The organism is Humibacter sp. RRB41, from assembly GCF_022761015.1.
Taxonomy (GTDB): domain Bacteria; phylum Actinomycetota; class Actinomycetes; order Actinomycetales; family Microbacteriaceae; genus Humibacter.
Genome location: NZ_JAKWJQ010000001.1, coordinates 817,463 through 841,781, shown reverse-complemented (window position 1 = coordinate 841,781; position 24,319 = coordinate 817,463). Strand labels below are relative to the sequence as shown.

Annotated in this window: 17 protein-coding genes; 1 reads left to right on the top strand and 16 read right to left on the bottom strand. The window is 66.2% G+C overall.

The annotated features are described in order from the left end of the window. Nucleotides 1–33 precede the first annotated feature (33 nt). The 7 genes from MJ603_RS04040 to MJ603_RS04010 all read right to left on the bottom strand — a co-directional run bounded on the left by MJ603_RS04040 (nucleotide 34) and on the right by MJ603_RS04010 (nucleotide 8,984). Nucleotides 34–660, bottom strand: a complete 627-nt coding sequence (locus tag MJ603_RS04040; protein ID WP_243062368.1) for a DUF3592 domain-containing protein — start codon at nucleotides 658–660, stop codon at nucleotides 34–36. After that, nucleotides 657–1,292, bottom strand: a complete 636-nt coding sequence (locus tag MJ603_RS04035; protein ID WP_243062367.1) for a hypothetical protein — start codon at nucleotides 1,290–1,292, stop codon at nucleotides 657–659. The genes MJ603_RS04040 and MJ603_RS04035 overlap by 4 nt, the downstream gene beginning before the upstream one ends. Continuing rightward, entirely contained in the window at nucleotides 1,289–1,879 is a 591-nt protein-coding gene (locus MJ603_RS04030) for a hypothetical protein (RefSeq protein ID WP_243062366.1), read from the bottom strand. Before MJ603_RS04030 ends, MJ603_RS04035 begins: the two co-directional genes overlap by 4 nt. A 16-nt stretch (nucleotides 1,880–1,895) precedes the next feature. Further along, nucleotides 1,896–3,461 (bottom strand): putative T7SS-secreted protein, encoded by a 1,566-nt coding sequence (locus MJ603_RS04025; RefSeq protein WP_243062365.1) that lies wholly within the window; start codon nucleotides 3,459–3,461, stop codon nucleotides 1,896–1,898. Then, complete coding sequence (locus MJ603_RS04020) at nucleotides 3,445–3,771, bottom strand: hypothetical protein (RefSeq protein WP_243062364.1); 327 nt, start codon at nucleotides 3,769–3,771, stop codon at nucleotides 3,445–3,447. Before MJ603_RS04020 ends, MJ603_RS04025 begins: the two co-directional genes overlap by 17 nt. A 117-nt stretch (nucleotides 3,772–3,888) precedes the next feature. Further along, the gene (locus MJ603_RS04015) at nucleotides 3,889–8,400 is read right to left on the bottom strand and encodes an FtsK/SpoIIIE domain-containing protein (RefSeq protein ID WP_243062363.1); all 4,512 of its coding nucleotides are present in this window, start codon (nucleotides 8,398–8,400) and stop codon (nucleotides 3,889–3,891) included. Between the two features lie 137 nt (nucleotides 8,401–8,537). Then, nucleotides 8,538–8,984, bottom strand: coding sequence for a VOC family protein (locus MJ603_RS04010; RefSeq protein WP_243062362.1), 447 nt, complete (start codon nucleotides 8,982–8,984; stop codon nucleotides 8,538–8,540). 56 nt (nucleotides 8,985–9,040) lie between these two features. Here MJ603_RS04010 and MJ603_RS04005 point away from each other — a divergent pair, with 56 nt between their 5' ends. Further along, nucleotides 9,041–9,763 (top strand): TetR/AcrR family transcriptional regulator, encoded by a 723-nt coding sequence (locus MJ603_RS04005; protein ID WP_243062361.1) that lies wholly within the window; start codon nucleotides 9,041–9,043, stop codon nucleotides 9,761–9,763. Nucleotides 9,764–9,806: 43 nt separating this feature from the next. On the opposite strand, the gene MJ603_RS04000 is transcribed toward MJ603_RS04005, so the two are convergent. From MJ603_RS04000 to rpoB, 9 genes are all read right to left on the bottom strand, one after another. Next, the gene (locus MJ603_RS04000; RefSeq protein ID WP_243062360.1) at nucleotides 9,807–10,622 is read right to left on the bottom strand and encodes an ABC transporter permease; all 816 of its coding nucleotides are present in this window, start codon (nucleotides 10,620–10,622) and stop codon (nucleotides 9,807–9,809) included. Then, nucleotides 10,619–11,689 (bottom strand): ABC transporter ATP-binding protein, encoded by a 1,071-nt coding sequence (locus tag MJ603_RS03995; protein WP_243062359.1) that lies wholly within the window; start codon nucleotides 11,687–11,689, stop codon nucleotides 10,619–10,621. Before MJ603_RS03995 ends, MJ603_RS04000 begins: the two co-directional genes overlap by 4 nt. Nucleotides 11,690–11,693: 4 nt before the next feature. Next, a complete protein-coding gene (locus tag MJ603_RS03990; protein ID WP_243062358.1) occupies nucleotides 11,694–12,677 on the bottom strand; it encodes a permease prefix domain 1-containing protein in 984 nt (327 codons plus the stop codon). After that, nucleotides 12,674–13,138 carry a PadR family transcriptional regulator gene (locus MJ603_RS03985; protein WP_243062357.1) on the bottom strand — a complete coding sequence of 155 codons (465 nt, stop codon included), beginning with the start codon at nucleotides 13,136–13,138 and terminating at the stop codon, nucleotides 12,674–12,676. The genes MJ603_RS03990 and MJ603_RS03985 overlap by 4 nt, the downstream gene beginning before the upstream one ends. Before the next feature lie 246 nt (nucleotides 13,139–13,384). Further along, complete coding sequence (locus MJ603_RS03980) at nucleotides 13,385–13,777, bottom strand: endonuclease domain-containing protein (protein WP_243062356.1); 393 nt, start codon at nucleotides 13,775–13,777, stop codon at nucleotides 13,385–13,387. A gap of 787 nt (nucleotides 13,778–14,564) precedes the next feature. Next, entirely contained in the window at nucleotides 14,565–15,041 is a 477-nt protein-coding gene (locus MJ603_RS03975; RefSeq protein ID WP_243062355.1) for a DUF6121 family protein, read from the bottom strand. Between the two features lie 33 nt (nucleotides 15,042–15,074). After that, nucleotides 15,075–16,073, bottom strand: a complete 999-nt coding sequence (locus MJ603_RS03970) for a hypothetical protein (protein ID WP_243062354.1) — start codon at nucleotides 16,071–16,073, stop codon at nucleotides 15,075–15,077. A 347-nt stretch (nucleotides 16,074–16,420) separates the two neighbouring features. Continuing rightward, the gene (gene rpoC, locus MJ603_RS03965) at nucleotides 16,421–20,302 is read right to left on the bottom strand and encodes a DNA-directed RNA polymerase subunit beta' (protein ID WP_243062353.1); all 3,882 of its coding nucleotides are present in this window, start codon (nucleotides 20,300–20,302) and stop codon (nucleotides 16,421–16,423) included. A 44-nt stretch (nucleotides 20,303–20,346) separates the two neighbouring features. After that, nucleotides 20,347–23,874, bottom strand: a complete 3,528-nt coding sequence (gene rpoB / locus MJ603_RS03960; protein WP_243062722.1) for a DNA-directed RNA polymerase subunit beta — start codon at nucleotides 23,872–23,874, stop codon at nucleotides 20,347–20,349. Nucleotides 23,875–24,319: the final 445 nt, after the last annotated feature.

The window sequence follows — 24,319 nt, the reverse complement described above, 5'->3', positions numbered from 1 at the left end:
GCTGCCGTCCGCAGACCCTTGGACGCGTAGCCGCTACTGGCCTCCGCCCCGACCGTCCTTCTGCTGGTCGGTCATTCCGCGCACATACTCGGAAGCACGACGGTCGACATCTCGCTGTCGCGCTTGCTCGCGCTTCTTGGCCTGGTTCTTGCTCCCCGGTATCGGCTCACCCCGTGCCACCGCGGCTCGGGTGCGACGGGTCGACCGGAACATCGCTGCCGCCGCAACGATGAACAGTGCGCCCAGTACGAGCGCGACGATCGGCCACACCCAATTGTCGGAAGCAGACGGAAACTCGGCATTGGTCGGATTCGTCGTGTCGTACACCACTTTGATCGTGGCGCCCTTCGACGGCTGCGAGCAGATGAGCATGTTACTGAGGGTGGCGGTGACCTTGGTCCCCCGCTGATCCGTGAAAGAGACTGTCGGATTGTATGCAGTACCGCCGCAGCCGTACTTGCCGCCTGACCGGTGAGTGCTGTAGCCGACGACGACGGCCGACGCGCTCGACGAGTGGGTGGCGAGAACGATCTGACCGATCAGCGGTACCAGTCCGCCGACGAAGAAGATCGCGCCCAGCGCGAGTGCCACCACGGTGGCGACGTACCCCGGGCCCGACTTCTTCTGGTTCTTCTGCTTCGTCGTCTTCGGCGCGGTCACAAGGACTCGCCCGACTCGTCATCCCATCGCATCGACTCGACCATAACCTGGAAAAGCTGAAGCAGCAGTTCCCGCTCGCCGGGAATCGTGGTCGAAAAGGTCAGCAACGCAACCCGTTGCGAGCCGGGGACCGCCACCCAGTAGTCGACGATCAGCGTCTCGTACGGCCCTACGTCGCCGTCGGCGGGATGCTCGATGGTCTTGCTCCGACGCCAGGTCTGGGTGCCTCCGAGCGTCGCCTCTTCCTTGTCGCCGTATTCGGCAGAATCGGGCAACGCCTCGAGCGCTTCGCGCACGAGGGCGATGACGGACTCGGGCTTGGACGGGGTCGAACCCAGGACGTCGATATCCGGCCAGAACAGGGCGAGCGACATCGGCAGCGTCGTGCCGGGAACGATCTCCAACGCCAGGAACACCTGATCTGCACCACCGTCGCGCGCTGAGTCGGCGAGTTCGGTCAACTGTTTCCTGAGGTCGCCGCGGAGACGTGCGAATTCGTCTTTGCGGTTCGTCACCTTGTTGGCGAGGGCGTGGATCGCTCGCGTCGCGGCATCCTCGTCGCCGACCGGGATCTTCCACCAGCTTCCCGGAAGGACGATCTGCACTCCCGGATGCTTCGTCGTCCCGCTCATGCCATTTCCTTAGCCGTCGCGAACTCGAAGGTCTCTGCCACGGTGTCGCCATAGCCCACGATGTCGTCGAAGATCGACAGATCGTCGGTCGTTATCGTGACCAGCATGAACGTCGCCAGTCCGGGAGCTGTGACAGCTGCACGGTACGTTTCGGTGAGCATCCGTTCTCCGCTCTCCGCCTCGGGGCCCTGGACGATCTCGTGCCCCGATACCGCCCGACGACCGGCAAGCTCTTTCTTCTCGTAGTTGCGCAACCAGATGTCGAACCCGTCTCCCGGATCGGCCTGCGTCCACGCCGTGAGGAACTGGTCGAGATCAACGCCTCTGGCCTTGACCGGCTCGATCGTCATGACGGCCGAGATGTCGCCGAGGGAGCGGTCTCCGATGCCACCCCACGTGTGACGGTCGGGATGCCTGTCGTTCGCGACCTGCTGCGCCAGGCGCTCCGCCGCATGCTCGAGGGTCTTCCTGGCATCCGGTCCGTCGACAAGGCGGTCCAGCTCTCGCGAGAGGTGCGTGATCTCTTCGCCCGGGCGGGGCACCTCGAACCATTGCGCCTGGATCAAGCAGGTGTATTGCAGCGCCACTGCGCTCCTCTCGACGTCATTCGAGCGTAGCCGTGCCGGTCACCGCGTGCGCCATCGCGTGCGAGGCATCCACGGTGACTCCTCTGCCGGCATCCAAGATGTTGAGCGGGTTCAACCCACCGAGCGTCGAGGGGTCGGAGTTCGGGACGATGTGCACGTTCGGAATGAGGGGCTGGATCTCCAAGGCGCTGTGCGTCTGGAAGTAGTCGTGCCCCGGCATGTCGTGACCATCCCAGAAGTTGTCGACGGCGGCGCCCGCGTTGACGGTCGACGTCGTGATCGTCGTGTTGACCACGGCCGTTGTGGCCTTCTCGGCAGCACCGCCGGTAGCCTCGCGAATGCCCTCGGTCATGCCGTGACGGTACTGCGCGATGGCATTCTCTCCGGCTCGATCCAATGACGTTCCGTGCTCGAGGCTGCCGTGGAAAGCAGCCGCCGCATAGTCGGCGGCCTTGCTCGAACCGAGGGCTCCGAGATACTTCGATCCGGCCTTCTCGCCGAGTGCAGCGCCGCCCTTGCCGACGAACTTGGCGAACTTGTCGAGAGGCCCGTTCAGCTTGTCGGCGACGTTGATCACTTCGCCGAGTTTGCCGGTCGTGAGCTTCTCAGCGACCCCGGTCAGCTTGCCGGCCTTGGTGAGCGCGGCCGCGTCACCCTTGATCGGCAATGCCGACGCCACGAGGGTGATCCCTGTGTTGAGGAGATCACCCAGCGAGCGGTCGCCCAAACCGACCAACGCGGCAGTCGTGAGGAACGAGACAGCAGCAGCTGCAAGCACGATGATGTCCACGGCCGCCGCGATCGGTGCCAGGACCGGGATGAAGACCGCAAGGATGTTCAGCACCATCGCCAGGTAGCCGCCGATGTCCGCAATCGCCGCCGCCACTCTCTGGATGACGTCCAGAACCGGCGCGAGATACTTCTTCGCCCACGCGACCGCATCGTTCCAAGCGCTCGAGAGCGCATGACCGAGCTTGTCCCAGAACCCGTCGTTCAGCCCGCTGTCGTGGATGGCCTTCTTGATCTGGGAGATGGCGGTCTGCGCTGCCGAGTCGACTTCGGCGATCGCCTCGTGATACTCCTTGAGCGCCGCCGAGACGGCGTCGTTCGCGTCTGAGACCGCCTGGTTTGCACGGGTTCCGGCAGGTGTATCCGCGAAGCTCTTGGGTGCGTCAGCGCCGGGAGCCGGTGCCGGTGCAGTCGCCTGATCGTGCTGGTACTGCTCCTGCTGATGCTGCTGACTCGAATGCGCCGAATCCACCTGCTGCTGCGCACCGTTATATGCGGTGATCGCCCTCAGGGCACGCTGCTGAGCGCTCTCCAGCTTGGGTGCGTAGTCCTGCAGCGCCTTGGCGGTTCCCGCGTATCGGACCTGCGCCTTGGTGATGTTGTCGGCGACATCACTGGCATTCCCGCGAACGGAGTCGATCGCCAGGCTGACGGTCTCGTCGTGGTCGGAGAGTTTGCGGAGGTGGTTGATGGCCTGCTGGATCTGCTCCGCCGCCGACGACAGCCCGTCGGCCTTCGTCTTCAGCGCGGCCGGGTCGCCCGGAAGCGGTGCCAGCTCACTCTGCCCGCTCATGCCCTGCCCCTTCAGTGTGCGCCGCCGGCTTGGCGTCGAACGCCTTGGACAGGTCCTTGTCCGCCTGATCGAATCCGGTGTTGATCACGGCCACGTGATCGTGGATGCCCGTCGTTCCGTCGATCATCTTTCCGCGATGCACGGACCAGTCGCTCGCGAAGTCGTGCACGTGTCCCGACAATCCGTCATGCCCGACGAGGTTCCCGATGTCATCGGAGAACTTGGTGGAATCGCGGAGCTGGTCGACGATCGACTTCAGCCCGGACTGCAACTCGTCGAGGAGGCCGTCAGTGATCTTCAGGTCGCTCACATCAACTCCTTTTTCTGTTCCGGCTGCACCGGAGTCTGGATCTCCAGCGCATGGGAATCGTATCGACGACCATCCACGCAAGGCGATGGGGAGCACTCCCCATGCGGATGCGAACGGCTAGTCCGGCAGAGGAATCTGCACACGCTCGAACGTTCCCTTCGCGATGTACATGCCGCGTCCCGGCGGGAACTCACTGCGCGCGAAGCGCGGCAACGGCGTCTTGAGCAGCAGGTCGCCCTCCATGCTCTCCGGCTGCAGCAGGAAGCCTCGACGGCCGTTCTTCACCTCGGCCATGAGCCCCCAACTCGAGCCCCACCCACTGGTCTCGCCCTCGGCGAGCAGGAAGTGGTCGCTGCGGCGCACCGCTTTGATCAACTCGACGAGCGGAGCATCCGCCGCCGACTGCAGGAAGTCTCCGATCGACTCGATGAAGATCCCGAAGCGATCGACCGTGCCCTGATCGGTGACCGCTCCGAGCAGGTCACGCGCGATACCGGCGACCTCGTCGACCGTGGTGGCGGTGTCCGCCCATGGGTAGGTGCGCACGGCCGGCGACCGGGCATTCCCGAGGTAGTACAGCTGGAATCCGGGATCGAAGCGATGCAGCGATTGCGCGACCGCCAGGAACGCGGTGCTTCTGCCGCTCGCCGGCGGTCCGGCGAGAACCATCGTGCCGGTCGGATCGAATCCGACCGGTTGCAGGTCGCTTTCCCCGATGCCCAGCACCGGAAACTCCGCCGCCCTGTCGGGAAGCGTGGACTGGGCGTACTCGGTGGGCATGGCACCGATCTGCGGCGCCTGCTTCACGCCAGCCCGCTTCATCGCCTCCGCCAACTTTCCCACAGTCGCCGACTGCTCCGAAACGCTCGACGTGCCGCCGAGCACGGCGATCTGCGTCTCCAAGCCGTCGACGATCGCGCGACCGGGAGGCGATGAGGACGACAAGACATCGCTCGGGGCATCCAGAAGGCTGTAACCGTCATCGGCCAGGCGAAGAATGACCCTGCGCTGAACACTGGAGCCGACCGAACTCGGCACGGCACCAGCGCGGTCGGCGGTGAACGCCACGTGCATGCCCAATTGACGGCCGTCGGTGAGCACGTCGCGGAAGACCTCGTACCACTGCGAACGGTTCGCGGTGACCTCGAAGTCCTCGCGGAAGCTCGGAAACCCGTCGAGGAGCAACAGGATGCGCGGCTCGTCTCCTCGCCCGGTGAGCTGTCGATACTCGGTGATGTTCGACGCGTTGGCGGCCGCGAACCGCGGGGCGCGATCATCCAGTTCGGCCCGCAGGGTGCGGAACAGGCGTACGACGCGCTCCACATCGTCACCCTTGATGACGGCACCAACGTGCGGCAGCTGGTCGAGCATCCGCAGGCTGCCCGCGCCGAAGTCGAGCGCGTAGACCTGCACGGGTCCGCCGCGCGGCGTGATCGCCGCAGAACAGGCCAGTGCGCGCAACACGGTCGATTTGCCCGAGCCACCCGTGCCGTAGATGGCGATGTTGCCGTCGACGTCCGGCTGAAAGTAGACCGACGACTGTTGCTGGCGATCGGGGACATCCGAGACTCCGAGCAGCAGCTCGGCATCCGTGCGCTGCCGGAGCAGGCTGAGGTCGTACGCCGGCGCAAGCTCGTCGAGCCACGGCCTGCGGGGAGCCGGAATGCCGATCGACTGCTGCGCCCCGATCATGGCAGAGACCAGGCGCTGCTGGTCGGTGGGACCGGGGTCGCGCTTGAGATCGACATCGGCATCGCCGCCTCCTGGTTCCTCCCAGCGCTGCTCCCCGCCGAAACGCAGTTCGGCCACCTCGATGCCCGCACGCTCCGGCTCACGGCTCGTCCATCCGCCTCCGTAACCGGACTGGAACAGCGTGAGGCGGCCGGGGCCCGTCTTGGCGACACCGCGGCCGGGGATTCCGGGGTCGAAGTGCGCGGCATCCTTCGTGCCCACCACGTCGTCGGAGTCCGACTCATCGGCCATGCGCAGCGCGACCCTCAGGTTGGTGTTCGCACGCAGGTTGTCCTTGATCACGCCGGCCGGACGCTGCGTCGCCATGATGAGGTGGATGCCCAGCGAACGACCGCGCTGCGCGATGTCGACGACACCGTCGACGAACTCGGGCACCTCTCCGACGAGTGCTGCGAACTCGTCGATGACGAGCACGAGCGCCGGAGGGCTGTCAGGATCGCCTCGCTTCTCCAGCTCGAGCAGGTCCTTGGCCTTCTTGCGGTTGAGCAGGTGCTCGCGATGGTGCAACTCGGCACGAAGACTGGTCAGCGCGCGCCGCACCAGGTGCGGGCTGAGGTCGGTGACCAGGCCGACGCAGTGCGGAAGGGTGACGCAGTCGGCGAAGGCGGAGCCGCCCTTGTAGTCGACGAACAGGAACGTGACGCGATCGGGGCTGTACTCGGCGGCCATGCCGAGCACCCACGCTTGCAGGAACTCGGATTTTCCGGCACCGGTCGTACCACCGACGAGGGCGTGCGGCCCCTGGGCGCGAAGGTCGAGGTGCATCGGGTCGACGCCGCCCGATCCGATCGTGGCGCGCAGCGAGCCCGCGCGGCGCGGAGTCGGCGCGGCGCCGCTGCGGTCGTGGATGGAATTGTTCTGACGCCAGCGGTCGACGACGGCATCACTCGACTCGACCAGGTCGTGACCGAGCAGGGTGACGAGCGAGACGCTGCGGGGCAAATCCGACGAGTCGGCGACGAGTGCACCTGCATCGATCACGGCCGCCATGCGACGCGCGAACTCGAGCGCCTGCGCGCCGTCGACGGACTCGGTCGCAACCTCTTCGACGTGCTCACCGAGGCGCACGAAGCCCACGCGCCCCCGACCTGGCTCGTCGCCGAGCTCGAGATAGGTGCGGCAGACGGCCGGGAGCGAGGTGACGTCGCCGGCGATCCAGATCGGGTAGACACCGGCATCCGCCGCCCGCTCCGCCACCTGCACGAGACGCGCACGGTCAACCGCCGCGTCATCGGAGATGAGCACGACGACCGCAGGAATCGGTGATTGCGTGCCACCTCCGGTGCCTGAACCCTTACCGACCTCCGCGCCTCGCTCGAGAGCGGCCGAGTCGGTCTGAATCGCTCCTCGTCGCTGCGCCGACTGGTTCGCCGCCAGCCGAACGTCGATGAGCCCCTCGAGCGCCGACAACAGATTCGATCCGCTGGCGGTGCTGTCGGCGAGGTGCACCGTCTCTATCGGCGACTGCGCGCTGGAGGTGTGCGGAATCCACTTCAGCCACTCCAGCTGCTTCGACCAGTTCGGGGAGACGATCGCCGCCACCGCCAGCTCGGCCGGCGAGTGCAGCGCCGTGAGCTGCACCATGATCGAGTTGACGCTGCCGATCGCCTGCTCCGGCGATCCGGCGATGCCGAGCGCCCCCGAATCGAAGAGGTTGTCGATGATCGGCACGTCGTCGATGGTCTTGTGCGTGTCGACCACCTCGTCGAGGCGTTCCTGGTAGTCCTTCAGGATCTCGCCGCGACCGGCGGTCTTGATCGAGTTACGGCTCGACATGGTGCCGACACCAAGACGCACGTTGAGGAAGGACCAGTGCTCGGGACGCCGGGTCCACAGCAGCGGACCGCGCGAGACGGCGTGGCTCATGGCATCCTCGGTCGACGGGGACTCCTTGATGCGCGTCTCGTGCTCGGTCACCCGCTCCGCTTGAAGCTCGCTGGTGAGGCTTATCAGCCCATCATCGAACTCGGCGATCGACTTCTTGAGGCGGCGTTTATCGCGGCTCTTCGCCGTCATGGCGTTGCCGATCATCATCAACGGCGACATCAGCACGAACAGCAATGACGTGGCCTGGCCCGAGATGGCGAACATCACACCGCCCATCAGCAACGGCGCGATCATCGCCAGAAGCGGGAACGGAGGCGGCTCCTTCTTCGCGGGCACGGCGGGCGCGCCGAACTCCTGCCCGGCGTATCGCGCCTCCACCTTCGGCGACCTGTTGAAGAACACGGGACCGGCCTTCGGCACTGCACCGGCGAGCGCGTGCCTGTCGGTCACGGTGACGACCACCTCGGAGTCGCCGATGAGCAGGGTCTCTTCGCGCGTGATGCGCAGGCGCGGCACGATGCCGCCGTCGACCACGATGCCGTTCGCGCTGCCGAGGTCGATCGCCTCGACGGCGTCGGATGCTTCGAAGCGCACGTGCCGCTTCGAGACCAGCTCGTCGTGCAGCACGATGTCGCAGCCGGGATCGCGACCGAGAACGGTAGTGCCGAGGGTGATGGGGAACTCGCTGCCGGCATCCGGCCCGTTGACCACACGCAGGGTCGCAACCTGCACCCCGTCGCCGAGGCCCTTCGGCTGGTAATGCAGACCGGCATCGGCGAGTTGCACCACCGCGCCGCTGGCGATCCAGGCCTCGCCGACCGGGGCATCCGGCGGTAGCAGCACCCATTCGGTCTGTCCGGGCAGCGCGGCGTGCAGCGTGAGGGACGAGGCGGTGGATGCCTGCCCCTTGCCGGGCGCCGCGAGCGCATTCGCGGGGTCGAGGCGTGCGATCGCTGCGGCGATCTCGGAGATGCTGGCTGCGGCATCCGCTGTGACGACGATGTCGGCGGGCACGCCCGATGGTCGGTTCAGGGTGAGTTTGAGGCGCATTGCTGGCGGGCTCCTGGTGCGGGCCTGGGTCTGGTCGACCGGGGACGACCGCGATCGCCGATCTGCGACACCGCGGCGCCCACTACCCTATCGGGGTCAGACAGCGGGGTACGCCCGCCCCGACGCCGCTACCTGCTTCACTTCGTCGCGGGCGCCCCGAAGACCTCTCGCGCGAGGCGAACGACCTCGTCGTGCGGCACGTCACGCAGCTGCTGACCGATGGCCCAGCGATGCCCGAACGGGTCGATGAACTGTCCGGTGCGCTCGCCCCAGAACGCGTCGTTCAGCGGCTCGAACACCTCTGCGCCGGCATCGAGCGCTCGTGTCCAGACCCCGTCGGCGTCATCCACGTCGACGTGGAGTGCCCCGTACGTGCCCCCGAGCGCCAGCGGAGAGACGATGCCGATCTGCGGCAACTCGTCCGAGATGGCGATGCGGCCGTCGCCGAACTCCAAATCGATCGTCAGCACCGTGTCGTCGGAGAGCGTGATTCGGGAGATCTCGTGCGCACCCAGCACGGAGACGTACCAGGCGGCTGCGCGATTCGGATCGCGGCATACAAGGTGGGGTGTCAAAGTCGTCATGGCGTCACTATACATAGTGTATAGACGATCTGTATAGCACAGTTAGACTCTTCTCCATGAGCGAGGAACGCAGCACGACGCACGGAGACAGGCGTCGCGTCGCCGGTCGCCGGTCATCCGCGGCGGTGCAGGAGTCGGAGCTGCGCGATTCGATCCTCACCGCGATGTCGGAACTGCTCGCCACGAAGAACTTCGGCGAGGTGAGCGTCGCGGATATCCTGCACACGGCCGGCATATCGCGAGGCAGCTTCTACTTCTATTTCGACTCGAAGCATGACGTGCTGGCCGAGCTCGTCGAGCGCGCCGTCGACAGCGGGCTGGAGGCGGCCGAGCCTTGGCTCTCGGTGCCGGACGACAGGCTCTCCGCTCTGCGACAAGGAACAGAAGCAGGGGCCGAGTTGTGGCGGACTCATGCGCCGGTGCTCAGGGCCATAGTCGAGAACTGGCAGAGCGACGCTCGCCTGACGACGCTCTGGCTTCGGCAGATGCAATCGTTCACCGATGCCACCATCGCGGGGATAGCGGACGATCCCGAAGCCACTGCCCACCTCGCGAGTCAGGACGTCGCCGCCGTGGCGAGCGCTCTCACCTGGCTCGGCGAACGCGTCTATTACCTCGCCGCTTGTGCGGTGCCGCCGTTCGATCAGGAGCAGACGATCGTCGACACCCTCACCCATATCTGGGCTTCCACGCTATACGGCGAAACCGGACCGAACGAAGCCAGACCGAACGAAGCCAGACCGAACGGCAAGCGTTCGGCCGCCCGGTCCGACACGTGAAAGGGCTCCTCCGCGCATAGCGGGGAAACCCTTTCACCGAGCCCTACAGGGAGCGCTGGTACCCCCGCAACGCCCGCACCGACCAGATGTAGGCGAGCACGGCGAGCGCGACGAGCCCTCCGACCTGCCACACGGCCGCCGAGTCGGTCGTGCCGGCGAGCGTGTTGCGCGCCAGATCGACGGCCCACGTCATCGGGTTGTACTTCGACACGTTCTGCACCCAGTCGGGCATGAGCGACGACGGCATCATCGTGGTGGAGAGGAAGGTGACCGGCAGCACCACGATCTGCGAGATGCCGATGAGCGCCACCTGGCTGCGGGCGGTCAGCGCCGCTGCCGTCGAGAGCGAGCAGAAGATCGTTCCGAGCAGCAGTGCGACGAGCAGCGCGAGCGCCATGCCGCCGACGCCGCCCGGGTAGGTGGCGCCACCGAGCCATCCGATCAGCAGCACGATGATCGACTGCGCGAAGCAGATGATGAGCTGCTGGATGAGCTGTCCCGTGACGATCGCGGTGCGCGCCACCGGTGCGGTGAGCAGCTGGTCCATGACGCCGGACTTCATGTCGTCGATGTAGCCGCTGCCGGCCCATGCGCCGCTGTAGAGCACGGTCATCATGAGGACGCCCGGCACGAGGAACGTGGCGTACCCGACGCCACCGAACCCCGGCAGTTTGCCGAGCGAGGAGAACACCTGCCCGAACAGCAGGATCCATACGATCGGCTGCACGAGCGAGAACGCTGCGCCCCACACCTGTCGGCGCACGTTGATGAGCCAGCGACCGGTGATCTGGGCGGTCTGAGTGAGCCAACTCGCCCGCACGGGACGTGCGAGAGCTGGGGTGGCGATTGCGGTGGTCATGCTGCTTGTCCCTTCTCGACGGCGTTGGCCGGTTCGGAGCCGGATGCCTGCTCCTGGCCGGCCGGGGCATCCGATCGGTCGAAGGAGCGTCCGGCGTAGTGCAGGTAGACGTCGTCGAGGCTGGGCCTGGATGCCGACACCGCGCCGAACACGATGCCGGCCGCCTCGAGGGCGGCGATGGCGGGTGCGACGGCGGCCGACGCATCATCCGTGCGGGCGATGAGCTGGCCACTTGTGCCCTGCAGTTCGACGACGACGTTGCGCAGGCCGGGGACGGATGCCGCCACCCGTCTCACCCGGTCGGCGTCGGGTTCCACGAGCGCGACGCGCAACGCGTCACCGTTGAGGGATGCCTTCAGCTCATCCGGGCTGCCGCCGACGACCTTGGTTCCCCTGTCGATGATCATGATGTCGTCGGCGAGACGGTCGGCCTCCTCGAGGTAGTGCGTCGTGAGGATCACCGTGATCGCACGCTCGGCCGACAGGCGTCGGATCTCACCCCACATCGCCGCGCGCGACTCGGGGTCGAGCCCCGTCGTCGGCTCGTCGAGGAACAGCACGCGGGGCGCGTGCACAAGGGCGGCCGCGACATCCAACCTGCGCCGCATGCCGCCGGAGAACTTGCCGACCGGCCGGTCCGTCGTGTCGCCGAGGCCGAACTCCCTCAGCAGAGCGGATGCCCGTGCCCGCGCATCCGTAGAGCTCATGCCCCGCAGGCGCCCCGCCAGCACCAGGTTCTCGGTGCCGGTCAGGAGCGGATCGGTGCTCGCGCCCTGAGACACGTACCCGATGTGGGCGCGCACCTCTGCCGGCTTCGCCACGACATCGACTCCGTCGATGCGGGCTGACCCGCTGGTCGGAGTGCTGAGGGTGGTGAGGATCTTCGTGGTGGTCGACTTGCCGGCGCCGTTCGGCCCGAGCATGCCGAACACGATGCCCGGCTCGACCTGGAAGGTGAGGCCGCGCAGGGCCTGCACTCTGGTGCGTGCCGCGCCGCGGTACGTCTTGGTGAGGTCGGAGACCTCGACTGCGAGCGGCGAGCTGGTTGCACGGCGCGTCGCGGGCATCCTGTCATTCATGACCGGCTCCCTTGTTGTTGTCGGAGTTGGATGGGGTGTGCGTCGACTCGGGTGCGAAGAGCATGCGAGCCAGAACGAGGAAGAAGACGACGATTCCGCCGACGAGCGCGAGCCACGACCAGACGAACCCGACCGTGAAGCTCAGCACGATGAAGAGCGCGACGGCGACGATCATGATGACGGCCGCGTAGATGCCGAAGCGCGCGGCTGCAGCCTCGTCGCGGCTGAAGCGGTCGGTGCCCTGGTAGTGCTCCCGCAGTGCACGCGTCCAGGGCTTCTTGCGATTGGTCTGGGTGGCGCCGAGGTAGCTGAACCATGCGATCGCGACGACCAGAAGGGATGCCGCGACGACGATCAGCCAGGTCTGCGAGAGGTCCCTCGCGAACAGAGCTCCCAGCGCCAGTCCGGCCGCGGCGAGGAACGCAGCTGTGCCGTAGGCCGCTGCCCGGCCGCCCGGTACGGGAAAGTTCGACGTGGTCTCCTGGTGCGTTCCGTCACCGACGAGCACGCCCGCCGGAGCGGCGAGCACGACGACCGCGACGATGACGGATGCCCACACCGGCCACCCGAGAATCCCGAACGCCGCCAGCGCCGTGAGCGCGAGCCCCGCCGCGGTGACCACCGCGAGGATGACCGTACGCACGACGAACGCGGGCTTCGGCCGCACCTTGTGCCGGCGCATCAGCTCGATGGCGCGCTGCCCCTGGGTGCGTTCCTCGGCACTCGATGCCGGGGCCTCGCGGCCGCTGCCGTTGCCGATCACCTCCGCCGCGATCGCGCCGATGTCGCCGAGTTCGGCGAACGCGGTGGCGACGGCGGCCGTCGGTCCGGATCCGCCTGCCTCCAGCTCGTCGGCCCGCGCGACAAGGCTGGCGCGCAGTTCGTTCTTGAGGTCGAGCAGGTCGTCGGTCTCCGGCAGACGTCTGAACGCCTCGTCGAGGCGGGCGTCGAGCTCCGTGTTGTCCCGGCCGCTCATGAGCGACCTCCCTTCAGGTTCAAAAGCCTGTTGATGATGTTCTGAGTGGCGACCCAGTCGTCGACGTTGCGGCGGTAGACCGCGCGGCCGGCATCCGTGATGCGGTAGTACTTGCGTCGGCCCCCCTGCGTCTCGTCGCCCCAGTAGGGCTCGACGAGGCCGTCCTTCGTCAGACGACGGAAGCTCGCGTAGAGCGTCGCTTCCTTGATCTCGTACTCGCCGCCAGCGGCATCCCGGATCGCCTTGTGAATCTCGTAGCCGTAGCTGTCGCCGGCACGCAGCACGCCGAGCACGATCGTGTCGGTGTGGCCACGCAGCAGATCGGCAGCGAACGCGGACGATGGCACGGCGTGCGCGTGCCCGCCGCCTCCGCCGGCCCGGCCGACGTCGCCGTCAGCGCCGCCGCCGAGCCCTCCGCTCGCGCCACCGATACCGCCGGCGATACCCATGTCGTGTTCCATAGCCAGTACTGTATCAGATCAAGTACTACTGCTGTCAAGAACCTTGCGACTCACGACCCATGAAGAGATCCGACCCCGGGAACCTCACCCCTGTCGATCGCTCCGCTGTTGATCGCTCCGCGAGAATCATTCCGCTGTCAGATACGGCCGCATGACCTCGCCATTCCCGTAACTATCTGCCAGCCGAACGGACCGAGGCGGGCGCGCAGCGAGCGCGCGCGCAAGCGAGCAAGTGAGCAGCAGAGGTCACTGTGCGGCGACACGGGCTGCGCGCACGCGGCGAGCGAGTTCCTCCGGGTGCTGGAACAACAGCGAACTCGTCACACGGATCACCCGCCATCCCTCCTCGACGAGCCGGTCGATCCGGTCGATGTCTTTCATCCACTGGCGCGAGTCGGTGCGGTGCTGTTGACCGTCGTATTCGATGGCTATTCGCAACTCGGGGTAAGCCATGTCGACGCATCCCAGGAACATGCCGTGCTCGTCGTAGACGTCGTAGTCCAGCACAGGCTCCGGCAGCCCGGCATCGACGAGCGTCAGCCGGGTCCAGGTCTCGGTGCGCGACGCCGACCCCGTGCGGACGCGCGCCAGAGCGTCGCGAAGAGCCCGATTCCCACTCTGCGCGCTGCACCGACGCATGCGTTGAGCTCCTCGACAGTGGACAGCGGCGGCACGGTGGAGCCTGCGAAACCGCCGGGCATCCGTTCGACATGCACGAGAGCATCGGCCACTGCGATGAGGTCGTACGGATGCTCGAGCATCGTCGCCAACGACGCCCAGGTCGAGGCTGGGCTCGATACGCGCAGTCCAGTGGCCCGATGCACGCGAACGGTCGAGCTTCCGGGACGAGCCTGGTGTCCGATCACCCCTCGGCAGCGCGGCGCGCGCCTCGGTGCGAACACACTGACGTGCAGGTCGTGCGATGCGACAGCCTCGCGGGGTAAGGGAAGACCCCAAAGGACAGCGGCAGTGAGGTGGCTGAAGAACTCGTGCTCCCCCATGCGTGCCGCATAGGCGCCCGCTCGACCTCTGATCCGCGCGTGTCGTTTCTCGAGTTCGTCTGAGGATTCGCGGCTGCCGGGCTTCTCCGCCGAGGATTCGACCTGCGTCGTTCGCACGCCGTGAAACGGGGTATCGAGGTCACCCGCCCGCATCCGACGGGTCGACAGGCCGAGCTCACGCCCCCTCGACACGGTGAACGATGACGGCAGGTCGTCGGGCAGCGGCGAGGAACGCATCGGCACAGAGTGCCGCAATCTCACGGCTCCACGCGCGCGTTATCCACCGACAGATCCCCCTCGCTGTCGCATATGGTCGCGTGGTCGTCGACATTGCGGTCACATGCGCCAGCGGAAGGGGTAGTTAGGAGGAAAAGCAAGAAAAGGTGAAGAAAGAAGGGGAAGAGAAAGCGGGTGGCGCGACGACGTCAGTCGCGTTTCTCCCACGGCCACCTCGGCCGGCCGTGTTGGTCGGCGCGCGACGCCAGCACGATCATGTCCAACAGCACGACGACGAGCGACAGGATGCCCGCCGCGGCCGCGAACGGACCGATCAGCTGCTGCAGAACGAACGGCGCGAACCGGTACGGGTCCGCGACCGCGATGACGACTCCCCCGCCCACCGCGTATGCGAGGTAGGAGCCGACCCCGAGCAGCAGCGCCACCCCGACCGCGATGTCGTGCCGGTGGGCGGGAAGGCGTAGCGCCCGCACCAGCAACCCCGCGAAGACGACGGCCACCGCGAGAGCGCAGGCGGCGGGGCCGGCGAAGGGGCCGGCATCCGCATTGTCGATCACATCGCGGTTCAGCAGCACACTGAGCACGCCGAGCGCGGCGATGAGCAGAGCCGCGTAGAGCACCGTGGCGAACGCGGAGAGGGTGGCTGCGTAGCGACGGAAGTCCATGGTGTTGCCGCGCGATGACGTGCGGCCGGGCTGTCAGGCCGTCGGACCGGCCTCGACGCGACGGTCGTAATCGCGCTGCGCCTCAACGTTACGCGCACGCACCCTGCGACCTCTGGCCGCGACCCAGGCCCCGAACCAGAGGGATGCCTCGAGCCCGACCACCGCGGCCGCGAAGGTGAGCGGATTGGTCCAGAGCGTTCCGATGAACTGCCCGACCTGGCCGGAGTTGAGATTCCATGCACTCACGGTGATCAGGGCACCGCCCAGATAGCCGAAGTAGACGATGACGCCGACGAAGAACGATCCGATGCCGTACGCCCACCAGCCACCGCGGTTCACGATCACGATGAGCAGAACGAAGGCGAGGAAGAAGACCACGACAGGCACCCAGAACCCCGCTGTCTGCAGGTAGCTCTCCCAGAGGGTGACGGGTCCGCGCACCTCGCGCAGCGCGAAGATGCCGAGCGCGACCGCAGCGAACACCACCGCGTAGGCCACGGCCGCGACGACCGCGATCAGGATGCCCATCAGCCGGTTGCCCCTGGGTTTCGGCGGCGTCGGGGCGGTGACGTAGACCGGAGTCGGCGCCGCGGGAGTCGCGGCGGCCGTGTCGCTCGCGCCGCCGGCTGCTGTTCCGGTCGCTGCAGCGCCACCTGCCGCGGTTCCGGCGAGGAATGCGTCGGCGGGCGGGTAGGCATCCGTCTGCGCTGTCGTGGGTGCGGTGTCGAAGGCGGCTGGAGCCGGTTGATCGTCGAACCGCACCTCTTCGTAGTCGACCGCGACGACATCGTCGTACTCCGTCGTGTCGCGGTCGAGCCCGTCTTCGGACTCCGTGACCGCGTCATCGGATGCCCCTGGCGATTCGACCGCGGGCTCCGGCTCGCCGACATCGACGGGGATCTCTTCGATGCGGACCGGCTCGGCCTCGACGTCCGACTCTGCACCCGGCGTCGAGGTGAGGTTCTCCTCCGGCTCGGACGAAGCCGTCGCGTCCTCGGGCTCCTGCGGCGATTGCGGTGTCTCGTTGCTCACGGTGCCTCCTCGGTCGGTGGTATTCGCGGCTTCAGTACGCCTGCACCCAGACTTCTGCAGCCACGGTAACAACGGGCCGGGCGCCGCGGGCGCAGGCGCACCGTCCGCAGGCGGGACGGAAGCAGGGATGCGGCGACCTCGCCCCGCTTTCGGCTCGCGCGAGTGGGTGGCGTGCCCGCATCGGGACCGGCCCGAAATGGGCAGAAGCCCCGCGCCGAGTGGCGCGGGGCTTCTGAGTCACGAGTTCGCCTCGCGACGGGTTCCTCAATCAGTTGTATCGCCGCTTCGCGGCTCACAACTTCCCGCGGTTCGGCAAAGCGAGCAAGCTCGCTTTGCTCTCACCTTGGTCAGTTATACGTACCCGGGGTGTAGTCGTCCGAACTGAAGCTGTCGAAGTCGACGAAGCTCAGGTCGTTCTCGTTGAACACGGTGTCATCGGTGAAGATGCGGTTCGGGTAACGCTCCGCCTTCGCTTCCTCGGTGGCCTCGACGGCCACGTTGCGGTAGCGCTGCAGACCGGTACCGGCCGGGATCAGCTTTCCGATGATGACGTTCTCCTTGAGACCGATCAGCGGATCGCGCTTGCCCTCCATGGCGGCCTGCGTGAGAACACGCGTGGTCTCCTGGAACGACGCTGCCGACAGCCACGACTCCGTCGCGAGCGAGGCCTTGGTGATACCCATGACCTCCTGGCGAGCGGATGCCGTCTTCTTGCCCTCGGCGAGCGCAGCACGGTTGATCTCGTTGTACTTCGCACGGTCGACGAATTCACCGGGCAGGAGGTCTGTTCCACCGTGGTCCACCACGGTCACCTTGCGCAGCATCTGCCGCACGATGACCTCGATGTGCTTGTCGTGGATCGGAACACCCTGCGAGCGGTACACGCCCTGCACGCCGCCGACGAGGTGCTCCTGCACCGCGCGGATGCCACGCACGCGCAGCACCTCCTTCGGGTCGACAGTGCCGACGATGAACTGCTGTCCGAGCTCGACGTGATCGCCGTCCTCCACCAACAGCGTGGAGCGCTTGAGCACCTGGTAGCGGTGCTCCTCCTCGCCGTCGTCGGGGGTGAGCACGACATAACGGGCCTTCTCGGTGTCCTCGATCTGCACACGGCCTGCGGCCTCGGCGATCGGGGATGCACCCTTCGGGGTGCGCGCCTCGAAGAGCTCCTGCACGCGGGGAAGACCCTGCGTGATGTCGTCGGCGGATGCCGAACCACCGGTGTGGAAGGTACGCATCGTCAGCTGCGTTCCCGGCTCGCCGATGGACTGAGCGGCGATGATGCCGACGGCCTCGCCGATGTCCACGAGCTTGCCCGTGGCCAGGGAGCGACCGTAGCACTGCGCGCAGACGCCGACGGCGGATTCGCACGTGAGCACGGAGCGCACGCGGATCGTCTCGACACCGGCTGCGATCAGCTTGTCGATCAGAACGTCACCGACGTCCTCACCGGCCTCGGCGACCACCGTGCCCTTCTCGTCCACCACGTCGGTGGCCAGGCTGCGACCGAACACGGAGTTCTCCACGTTCTCGTCGCGGATGAGCACGCCCTCGGAATTGCGAGCACCGATCGAGAGGTCGAGACCCTTCGTCGTGCCGCAGTCGTCCTCACGAATGATGACGTCCTGCGAGACATCCACCAGACGACGCGTGAGGTAGCCCGAGTCTGCAGTACGCAGAGCCGTGTCGGCCAGACCCTTGCGAGCACCGTGCGTCGCGATGAAGTACTCGGCCACCGAGAGACCCTCTGAGTAGCTCGAGATGATCGGACGCGGGATGATCTCACCCTTCGGGTTGTTCACCAGACCACGCATACCGGCGATGTTGCGCACCTGCAGCCAGTTACCACGAGCACCGGAGGACACCATGCGGTTGATGGTGTTGTGCTCCGGGAAGTTCTCGCGCATGGCCTTCGCGACCTCGTCGGTGGCATCCGTCCAGATCTTGATCAGTTCCTGACGGCGCTCGGCCTCAGTTGTCAGACCCTTCTCGTACTCGCTCTGGACCTTCGCCGCCTTCTTCTCATAGGAGGCGATGATCTCCTTCTTCGACGGAGGCGTGATGATGTCGCTCAGTGCGACGGTCACACCGGACCGGGCGGCCCAGTAGAAACCGGCATCCTTGATGCGGTCGAGCGTCGCTGCGACCTCCACCTTCGGGTAGCGCTCCGCCAGGTCGTTGACGATCGACGAGAGCTTGCCCTTGTCGGCGACGTCCTCGACGTACGGGTAGTCCACCGGAAGGGTCTCGTTGAAGATCGCGCGACCCAGCGAGGTCTCGCGCAGTGCGATTCCGCCCTGCACGAAGCCCTCGGGAGCCTCGTCCTCTGCCAGGTACAGTCCGTCGAGACGGATGCGCACCTTGGCGTTGAGGTCGAGCGACCCCTGGTCCTTGGCGAGGATCGCCTCGGAGACCGACGAGAACGCACGGCCCTCGCCCGCTGCGCCTTCGCGCACCGTGGTGAGGTGGTGCAGACCGATGATCATGTCCTGTGCGGGCAGGGTCACCGGGCGGCCGTCGGACGGCTTCAGGATGTTGTTCGACGCGAGCATCAGGATGCGCGCCTCGGCCTGGGCCTCGACGGACAGCGGAAGGTGCACGGCCATCTGGTCACCGTCGAAGTCCGCGTTGAACGCGGCACACACGAGCGGGTGCAGCTGGATCGCCTTGCCCTCCACGAGCTGCGGCTCGAACGCCTGGATGCCCAGACGGTGCAGCGTGGGCGCACGGTTCAGCAGAACGGGGCGCTCGCGGATGATGTCCTCGAGCACATCCCACACCTGCGGGTTGGCGCGCTCCACCATGCGCTTCGCGGCCTTGATGTTCTGCGCGTGCTGCAGATCGATCAGACGCTTGATCACGAACGGCTTGAACAGTTCGAGCGCCATGTCCTTCGGCAGACCACACTGGTGCAGCTTGAGCTGCGGTCCGACGATGATGACCGAACGGCCCGAGTAGTCGACGCGCTTGCCGAGCAGGTTCTGGCGGAAACGACCCTGCTTTCCCTTGAGCATGTCGCTCAGGGACTTCAGGGCGCGGTTGCCGGTACCCGTGACGGGACGACCGCGGCGGCCGTTGTCGAACAGTGCGTCGACGGCCTCCTGCAGCATGCGCTTCTCGTTGTTCACGATGATCTCGGGGGCACCGAGGTCGAGCAGGCGACGCAGGCGGTTGTTGCGGTTGATCACGCGGCGGTACAGGTCGTTCAGGTCGCTCGTCGCGAAACGGCCACCGTCGAGCTGCACCATCGGGCGCAATTCAGGCGGGATGACTGGGACGACATCGAGCACCATGGCGGCCGGCGAGTTGCCGGTAGCCAGGAACGAGCTGACGACGCGCAGGCGCTTGATCGCGCGGATCTTCTTCTGACCCTTGCCGTTCGCGATCTGATCGCGGAGCAACTCGCCCTCTGCAACCAGGTCGAAGGCCTCGAGGCGCTTCTTGATCGACTCGGCACCCATGTAGGCCGTGAAGTACAGGCCGTAACGGTCGACGAGCTCGTTGAAGTCGGCATCCTCTGGCTTGAGGTCGCCGACCTTGAGGTTGCGGAACGAGTCCCACACGCGCTCGAGCCGGGCGATGTCCTCGTCGAAGCCCTTGCGGACCTGCGACATCTCCTTCTCGGCACCGTCGCGGGTGCGGCGCTTCTGCTCGGCCTTCGCACCCTCTTCTTCAAGAGCGGCGAGGTCGGTCTCGAGCTTGGCGAGACGGTCGGCCACGCGGGAGTCCCGCTGGTCGGTCAGCGCCTTGATCTCGAGGCGAAGCTCGTTCTCGAGTCCGGGCAGGTCGTCGTGACGAGCAGTCTCGTCCACGTCGATCACCATGTAGGCGGCGAAGTAGATGACCTTCTCGAGGTCCTTCGGAGCCATGTCGAGCAGGTAGCCGAGACGGCTGGGCACACCCTTGAAGTACCAGATGTGCGTCACAGGGGCGGCGAGCTCGATGTGGCCCATGCGCTCACGGCGCACGGAGGACTTGGTGACCTCCACGCCACAGCGCTCGCAGACGATGCCCTTGAAGCGCACTCGCTTGTACTTGCCGCAGGCACACTCCCAGTCACGGGACGGCCCGAAGATCTGTTCACCGAACAGACCATCCTTCTCGGGCTTCAGGGTGCGGTAGTTGATGGTTTCCGGCTTTTTGACCTCACCATGCGACCAGCGACGGATGTCCTCTGCCGTTGCCAGGCCGATACGCAGCTCGTCAAAAGTTGTTACGTCGAGCAATTTCTCTCCTTGTAAGAAAGTTCGTCAATACGTCTTGGCAGGCTTCAGATCTCGTCGATCGACGAAGACTCGAAGTGGCTGGAAAGGTTGATGCCGAGTTCCTCGGCGGCACGATATGCCTCGTCATCCGTGTCGCGCAGGCTCACCGGCGTGCCATCGGCCGAGAGCACCTCGACGTTCAGGCACAGCGACTGCATCTCCTTGATGAGCACCTTGAAGGACTCCGGAATGCCCGGCTCCTGGATGTTCTCACCCTTGACGATGGCCTCGTACACCTTGACGCGGCCCAGGATGTCATCGGACTTGATGGTGAGCAGCTCCTGCAGCGCGTAGGCGGCGCCATAGGCCTCGAGGGCCCACACCTCCATCTCGCCGAAGCGCTGGCCACCGAACTGCGCCTTACCACCCAGCGGCTGCTGCGTGATCATCGAGTACGGACCGGTCGAACGCGCGTGGATCTTGTCGTCGACCAGGTGGTGCAGCTTCAGGATGTACATGTAGCCGACCGAGACGGGCTCCGGGAACGGCTCGCCGGAGCGGCCGTCGAAGAGCTGGGTCTTACCGGAGTGGTCGATCAGGCGATCACCATCGCGGGTCGGCAGCGTGGAGTCGAGCAGACCTGCGATCTCCTCCTCCAGCGCACCGTCGAACACCGGCGTCGCCACCTTGGTGTTCGGGGCGGCCTCACGCGCAGCCTCCGGAAGGGCCTTCGCCCATGCCGGGTTGCCGTCGACCTTCCAGCCCTGCTTCGAGGCCCACCCGAGGTGGATCTCCAGCACCTGGCCGAAGTTCATACGTCCGGGGACACCGAGCGGGTTCAGGATCACGTCGACCGGGGTGCCGTCCGCGAGGAACGGCATGTCTTCCACCGGGAGGATGCGCGAGATGACGCCCTTGTTGCCGTGGCGGCCCGCGAGCTTGTCGCCCGCGGTGATCTTGCGCTTCTGAGCGATGAAGACCGCGACGCGCTGGTTCACGCCGGAACCGAGCTCGTCGTCGCCGTCGACCGCGTCGAACACCTTGACGCCGATGATCGTGCCCTGTTCACCGTGGGGAACCTTCAGCGACGTGTCGCGAACCTCGCGGCTCTTCTCGTTGAAGATGGCGCGCAGCAGGCGCTCCTCGGCCGAGAGCTCGGTCTCGCCCTTCGGCGTGACCTTTCCGACCAGGATGTCGCCGGGGCGAACCTCGGCGCCGATGCGGATGATGCCGCGCTCGTCGAGGTCGGCCAGCAGATCCTGGCTGACGTTCGGCAGATCACGGGTGATCTCTTCCTTGCCAAGCTTGGTGTCGCGGGCATCCACCTCGTACTCCTCGATGTGGATCGAAGAGAGGGTGTCGTCCTTCACCAGGTTCTGGCTGAGGATGATCGCGTCTTCGTAGTTGTAGCCCTCCCACGGCATGAACGCGACGAGCAGGTTCTTGCCGAGCGCGAGCTCGCCGTTCTCGGTCGCGGGGCCGTCGGCGATGACCTCGCCGGCCTCGATGCGCTCACCGGCGTTGACGATCACACGGTGGTTGTAGCTCGTGCCCTGGTTGGAGCGGTCGAACTTGCGCAGGTAGTAGGTCTGCGTTCCGCCCTCGTCGAGCTGGATGGTGACGGCATCCGCCGACACCTCCGACACGACACCGGCCTTGTCGGCTGTGAGCACGTCGCCGGCGTCGATGGCTGCGTAGCCCTCCATACCGGTTCCGACGTTCGGCGACTCGCTGCGCAGCAGCGGCACCGCCTGACGCTGCATGTTCGCACCCATCAGGGCGCGGTTCGCGTCGTCGTGCTCGAGGAACGGGATCAGCGAGGTGCCCACCGAGACCATCTGGCGCGGCGAGACATCCATGTAGCCGATCTGGTCGGCGGGAACGAGGTCGACCTCGCCACCCTTCTGGCGAGCCAGAACGCGGTCCTCGGAGAAGTGGCCGTCGGCCTTCAGCGGCGCGTTGGCCTGGGCGACGATGAAGTCGTCCTCCTCTGATGCCGTCAGGTAGTCGATCTGATCGCTCACCTTGCCGCCGACAACCTTGCGGTACGGCGTCTCGATGAAGCCGAACGAGTTGATGCGGGCGAAGGACGCCAGCGAGCCGATCAGACCGATGTTCGGGCCTTCAGGCGTCTCGATCGGGCACATGCGGCCGTAGTGCGAGGGGTGCACGTCGCGCACCTCGACACCTGCGCGGTCGCGGGACAGACCGCCGGGCCCAAGCGCCGACAGGCGGCGCTTGTGGGTCAGACCCGCGAGCGGGTTGTTCTGGTCCATGAACTGCGACAGCTGGCTGGTTCCGAAGAACTCCTTGATCGCCGCGACGACGGGTCGCACGTTGATCAGGGTCTGCGGGGTGATCGCCTCGATATCCTGCGTGGTCATGCGCTCGCGAACCACGCGCTCCATGCGGCTGAGGCCGGTGCGCACCTGGTTCTGGATGAGCTCGCCGACGGCGCGGATGCGACGGTTGCCGAAGTGGTCGATGTCGTCGACGTCCAGGCGGATGTCGGCCGGCTTGCCACTGCGGGTGCCATCGATCGCATACACGTTCTCGCTGAGACGCTTCACGTCGGGAGCGGTCGTGTCGTGCAGGGCGACCAGGTACTTGATCGTCTTGATGATGTCGGCGTTGGTCAGCACGGAATCGCTGAGCGGGGCATCCAGGCCCAGCTTGCGGTTGATCTTGTAACGGCCCACCTTGGCGAGGTCGTAGCGCTTCGAGTTGAAGTAGAAGTTGTCGAGGAGCGCGCGGGCGGCCTCCGCGGCGACCTGCTCGCCCGGACGCAGCTTGCGGTAGATGTCCTTGAGCGCCTCTTCCTTCGTGAGGATGGCATCCTTCTCGAGGGTGAGCTCGATGGACGTGAAACCCTTGAACTCCTGGAGGATCTCCTCGCTGGTCAGACCGAGCGCCTTCAGGAAGACGGTCACGGACTGCTTGCGCTTGCGGTCGATGCGCACGCCCACCTGGTCGCGCTTGTCGATCTCGAACTCGAGCCATGCACCACGGCTCGGAATGATGCGCGCCGAATAGATGTCCTTGTCAGACGTCTTCTCAGGGGTGCGCTCGAAGTACACGCCGGGGCTGCGCACGAGCTGCGACACGACGACACGCTCGGTGCCGTTGATGATGAACGTGCCCTTCTCGGTCATCAGCGGGAAGTCGCCCATGAACACCGTCTGGGTCTTGATCTCACCCGTGATGTGGTTCATGAACTCCGCCTCGACATAGAGCGGCGCGGAGTAGGTCTTGCCCTTCTCCTTGCACTCGTCGATGGAGTACTTCTTCTCTTCGAGGAAGGGATTGGTGAACGAGAGCTGCATCGTCTCGCTCAGGTCCTCGATCGGGGAGATCTCTTCGAAGATCTCCTCCAGACCGCTGTGAGACGGCAGATCCTGTCGACCCTGCGCCTCGGCCTCGGCGACGCGAGTCTTCCACGCGTCGTTGCCGACCAGCCAGTCGAAGCTCTCCGTCTGCAGTGCGAGGAGATCCGGAACGGTAAGGGTGTCTGTGATCTTTGCGAACGAAAGACGAGAGTGGTTTCGTCCGTTCTTGGGAGTGGGAGTGGAAGATGCGTTGCGCGCAGCAGCCAAGGAAATAACCTCCATGGGGTTCCTCGAAGGAACCGCGGGTGACTGTCGGTCAGGTTGTGGTGTGGACGAGGTCTCCCGCTACAGTGGTGGCTTGCCGTTGTGCTCTATCTGACCCGTTCCTCGCGCCGAGGAACATAAGCCCGTATACACACCAGAAGACACGCCGAGCCGACCGCAATATGAAGGCATGTGTGTGGGAGCGCAAAGCACGAGTATATGCGCATTTACCCGTTCGTGTCTACTCGATTCTTGACCTGGGACACGACTAGGGGTATAAGCGCAGGTTCGTGGCGTTTATTCCGTGCTTCCGGCCCCGCCCGCCGCGCCACAGGGCACCAGCACACCCACCGCCCCACTGGCTGCCGCGCCCCGGGATCCGGCGGGCCGGCCGAAGCGCCGACGGGTCCGGCGGACCTGCCTCCCTGCCGACCCGCCGATCCGCCGA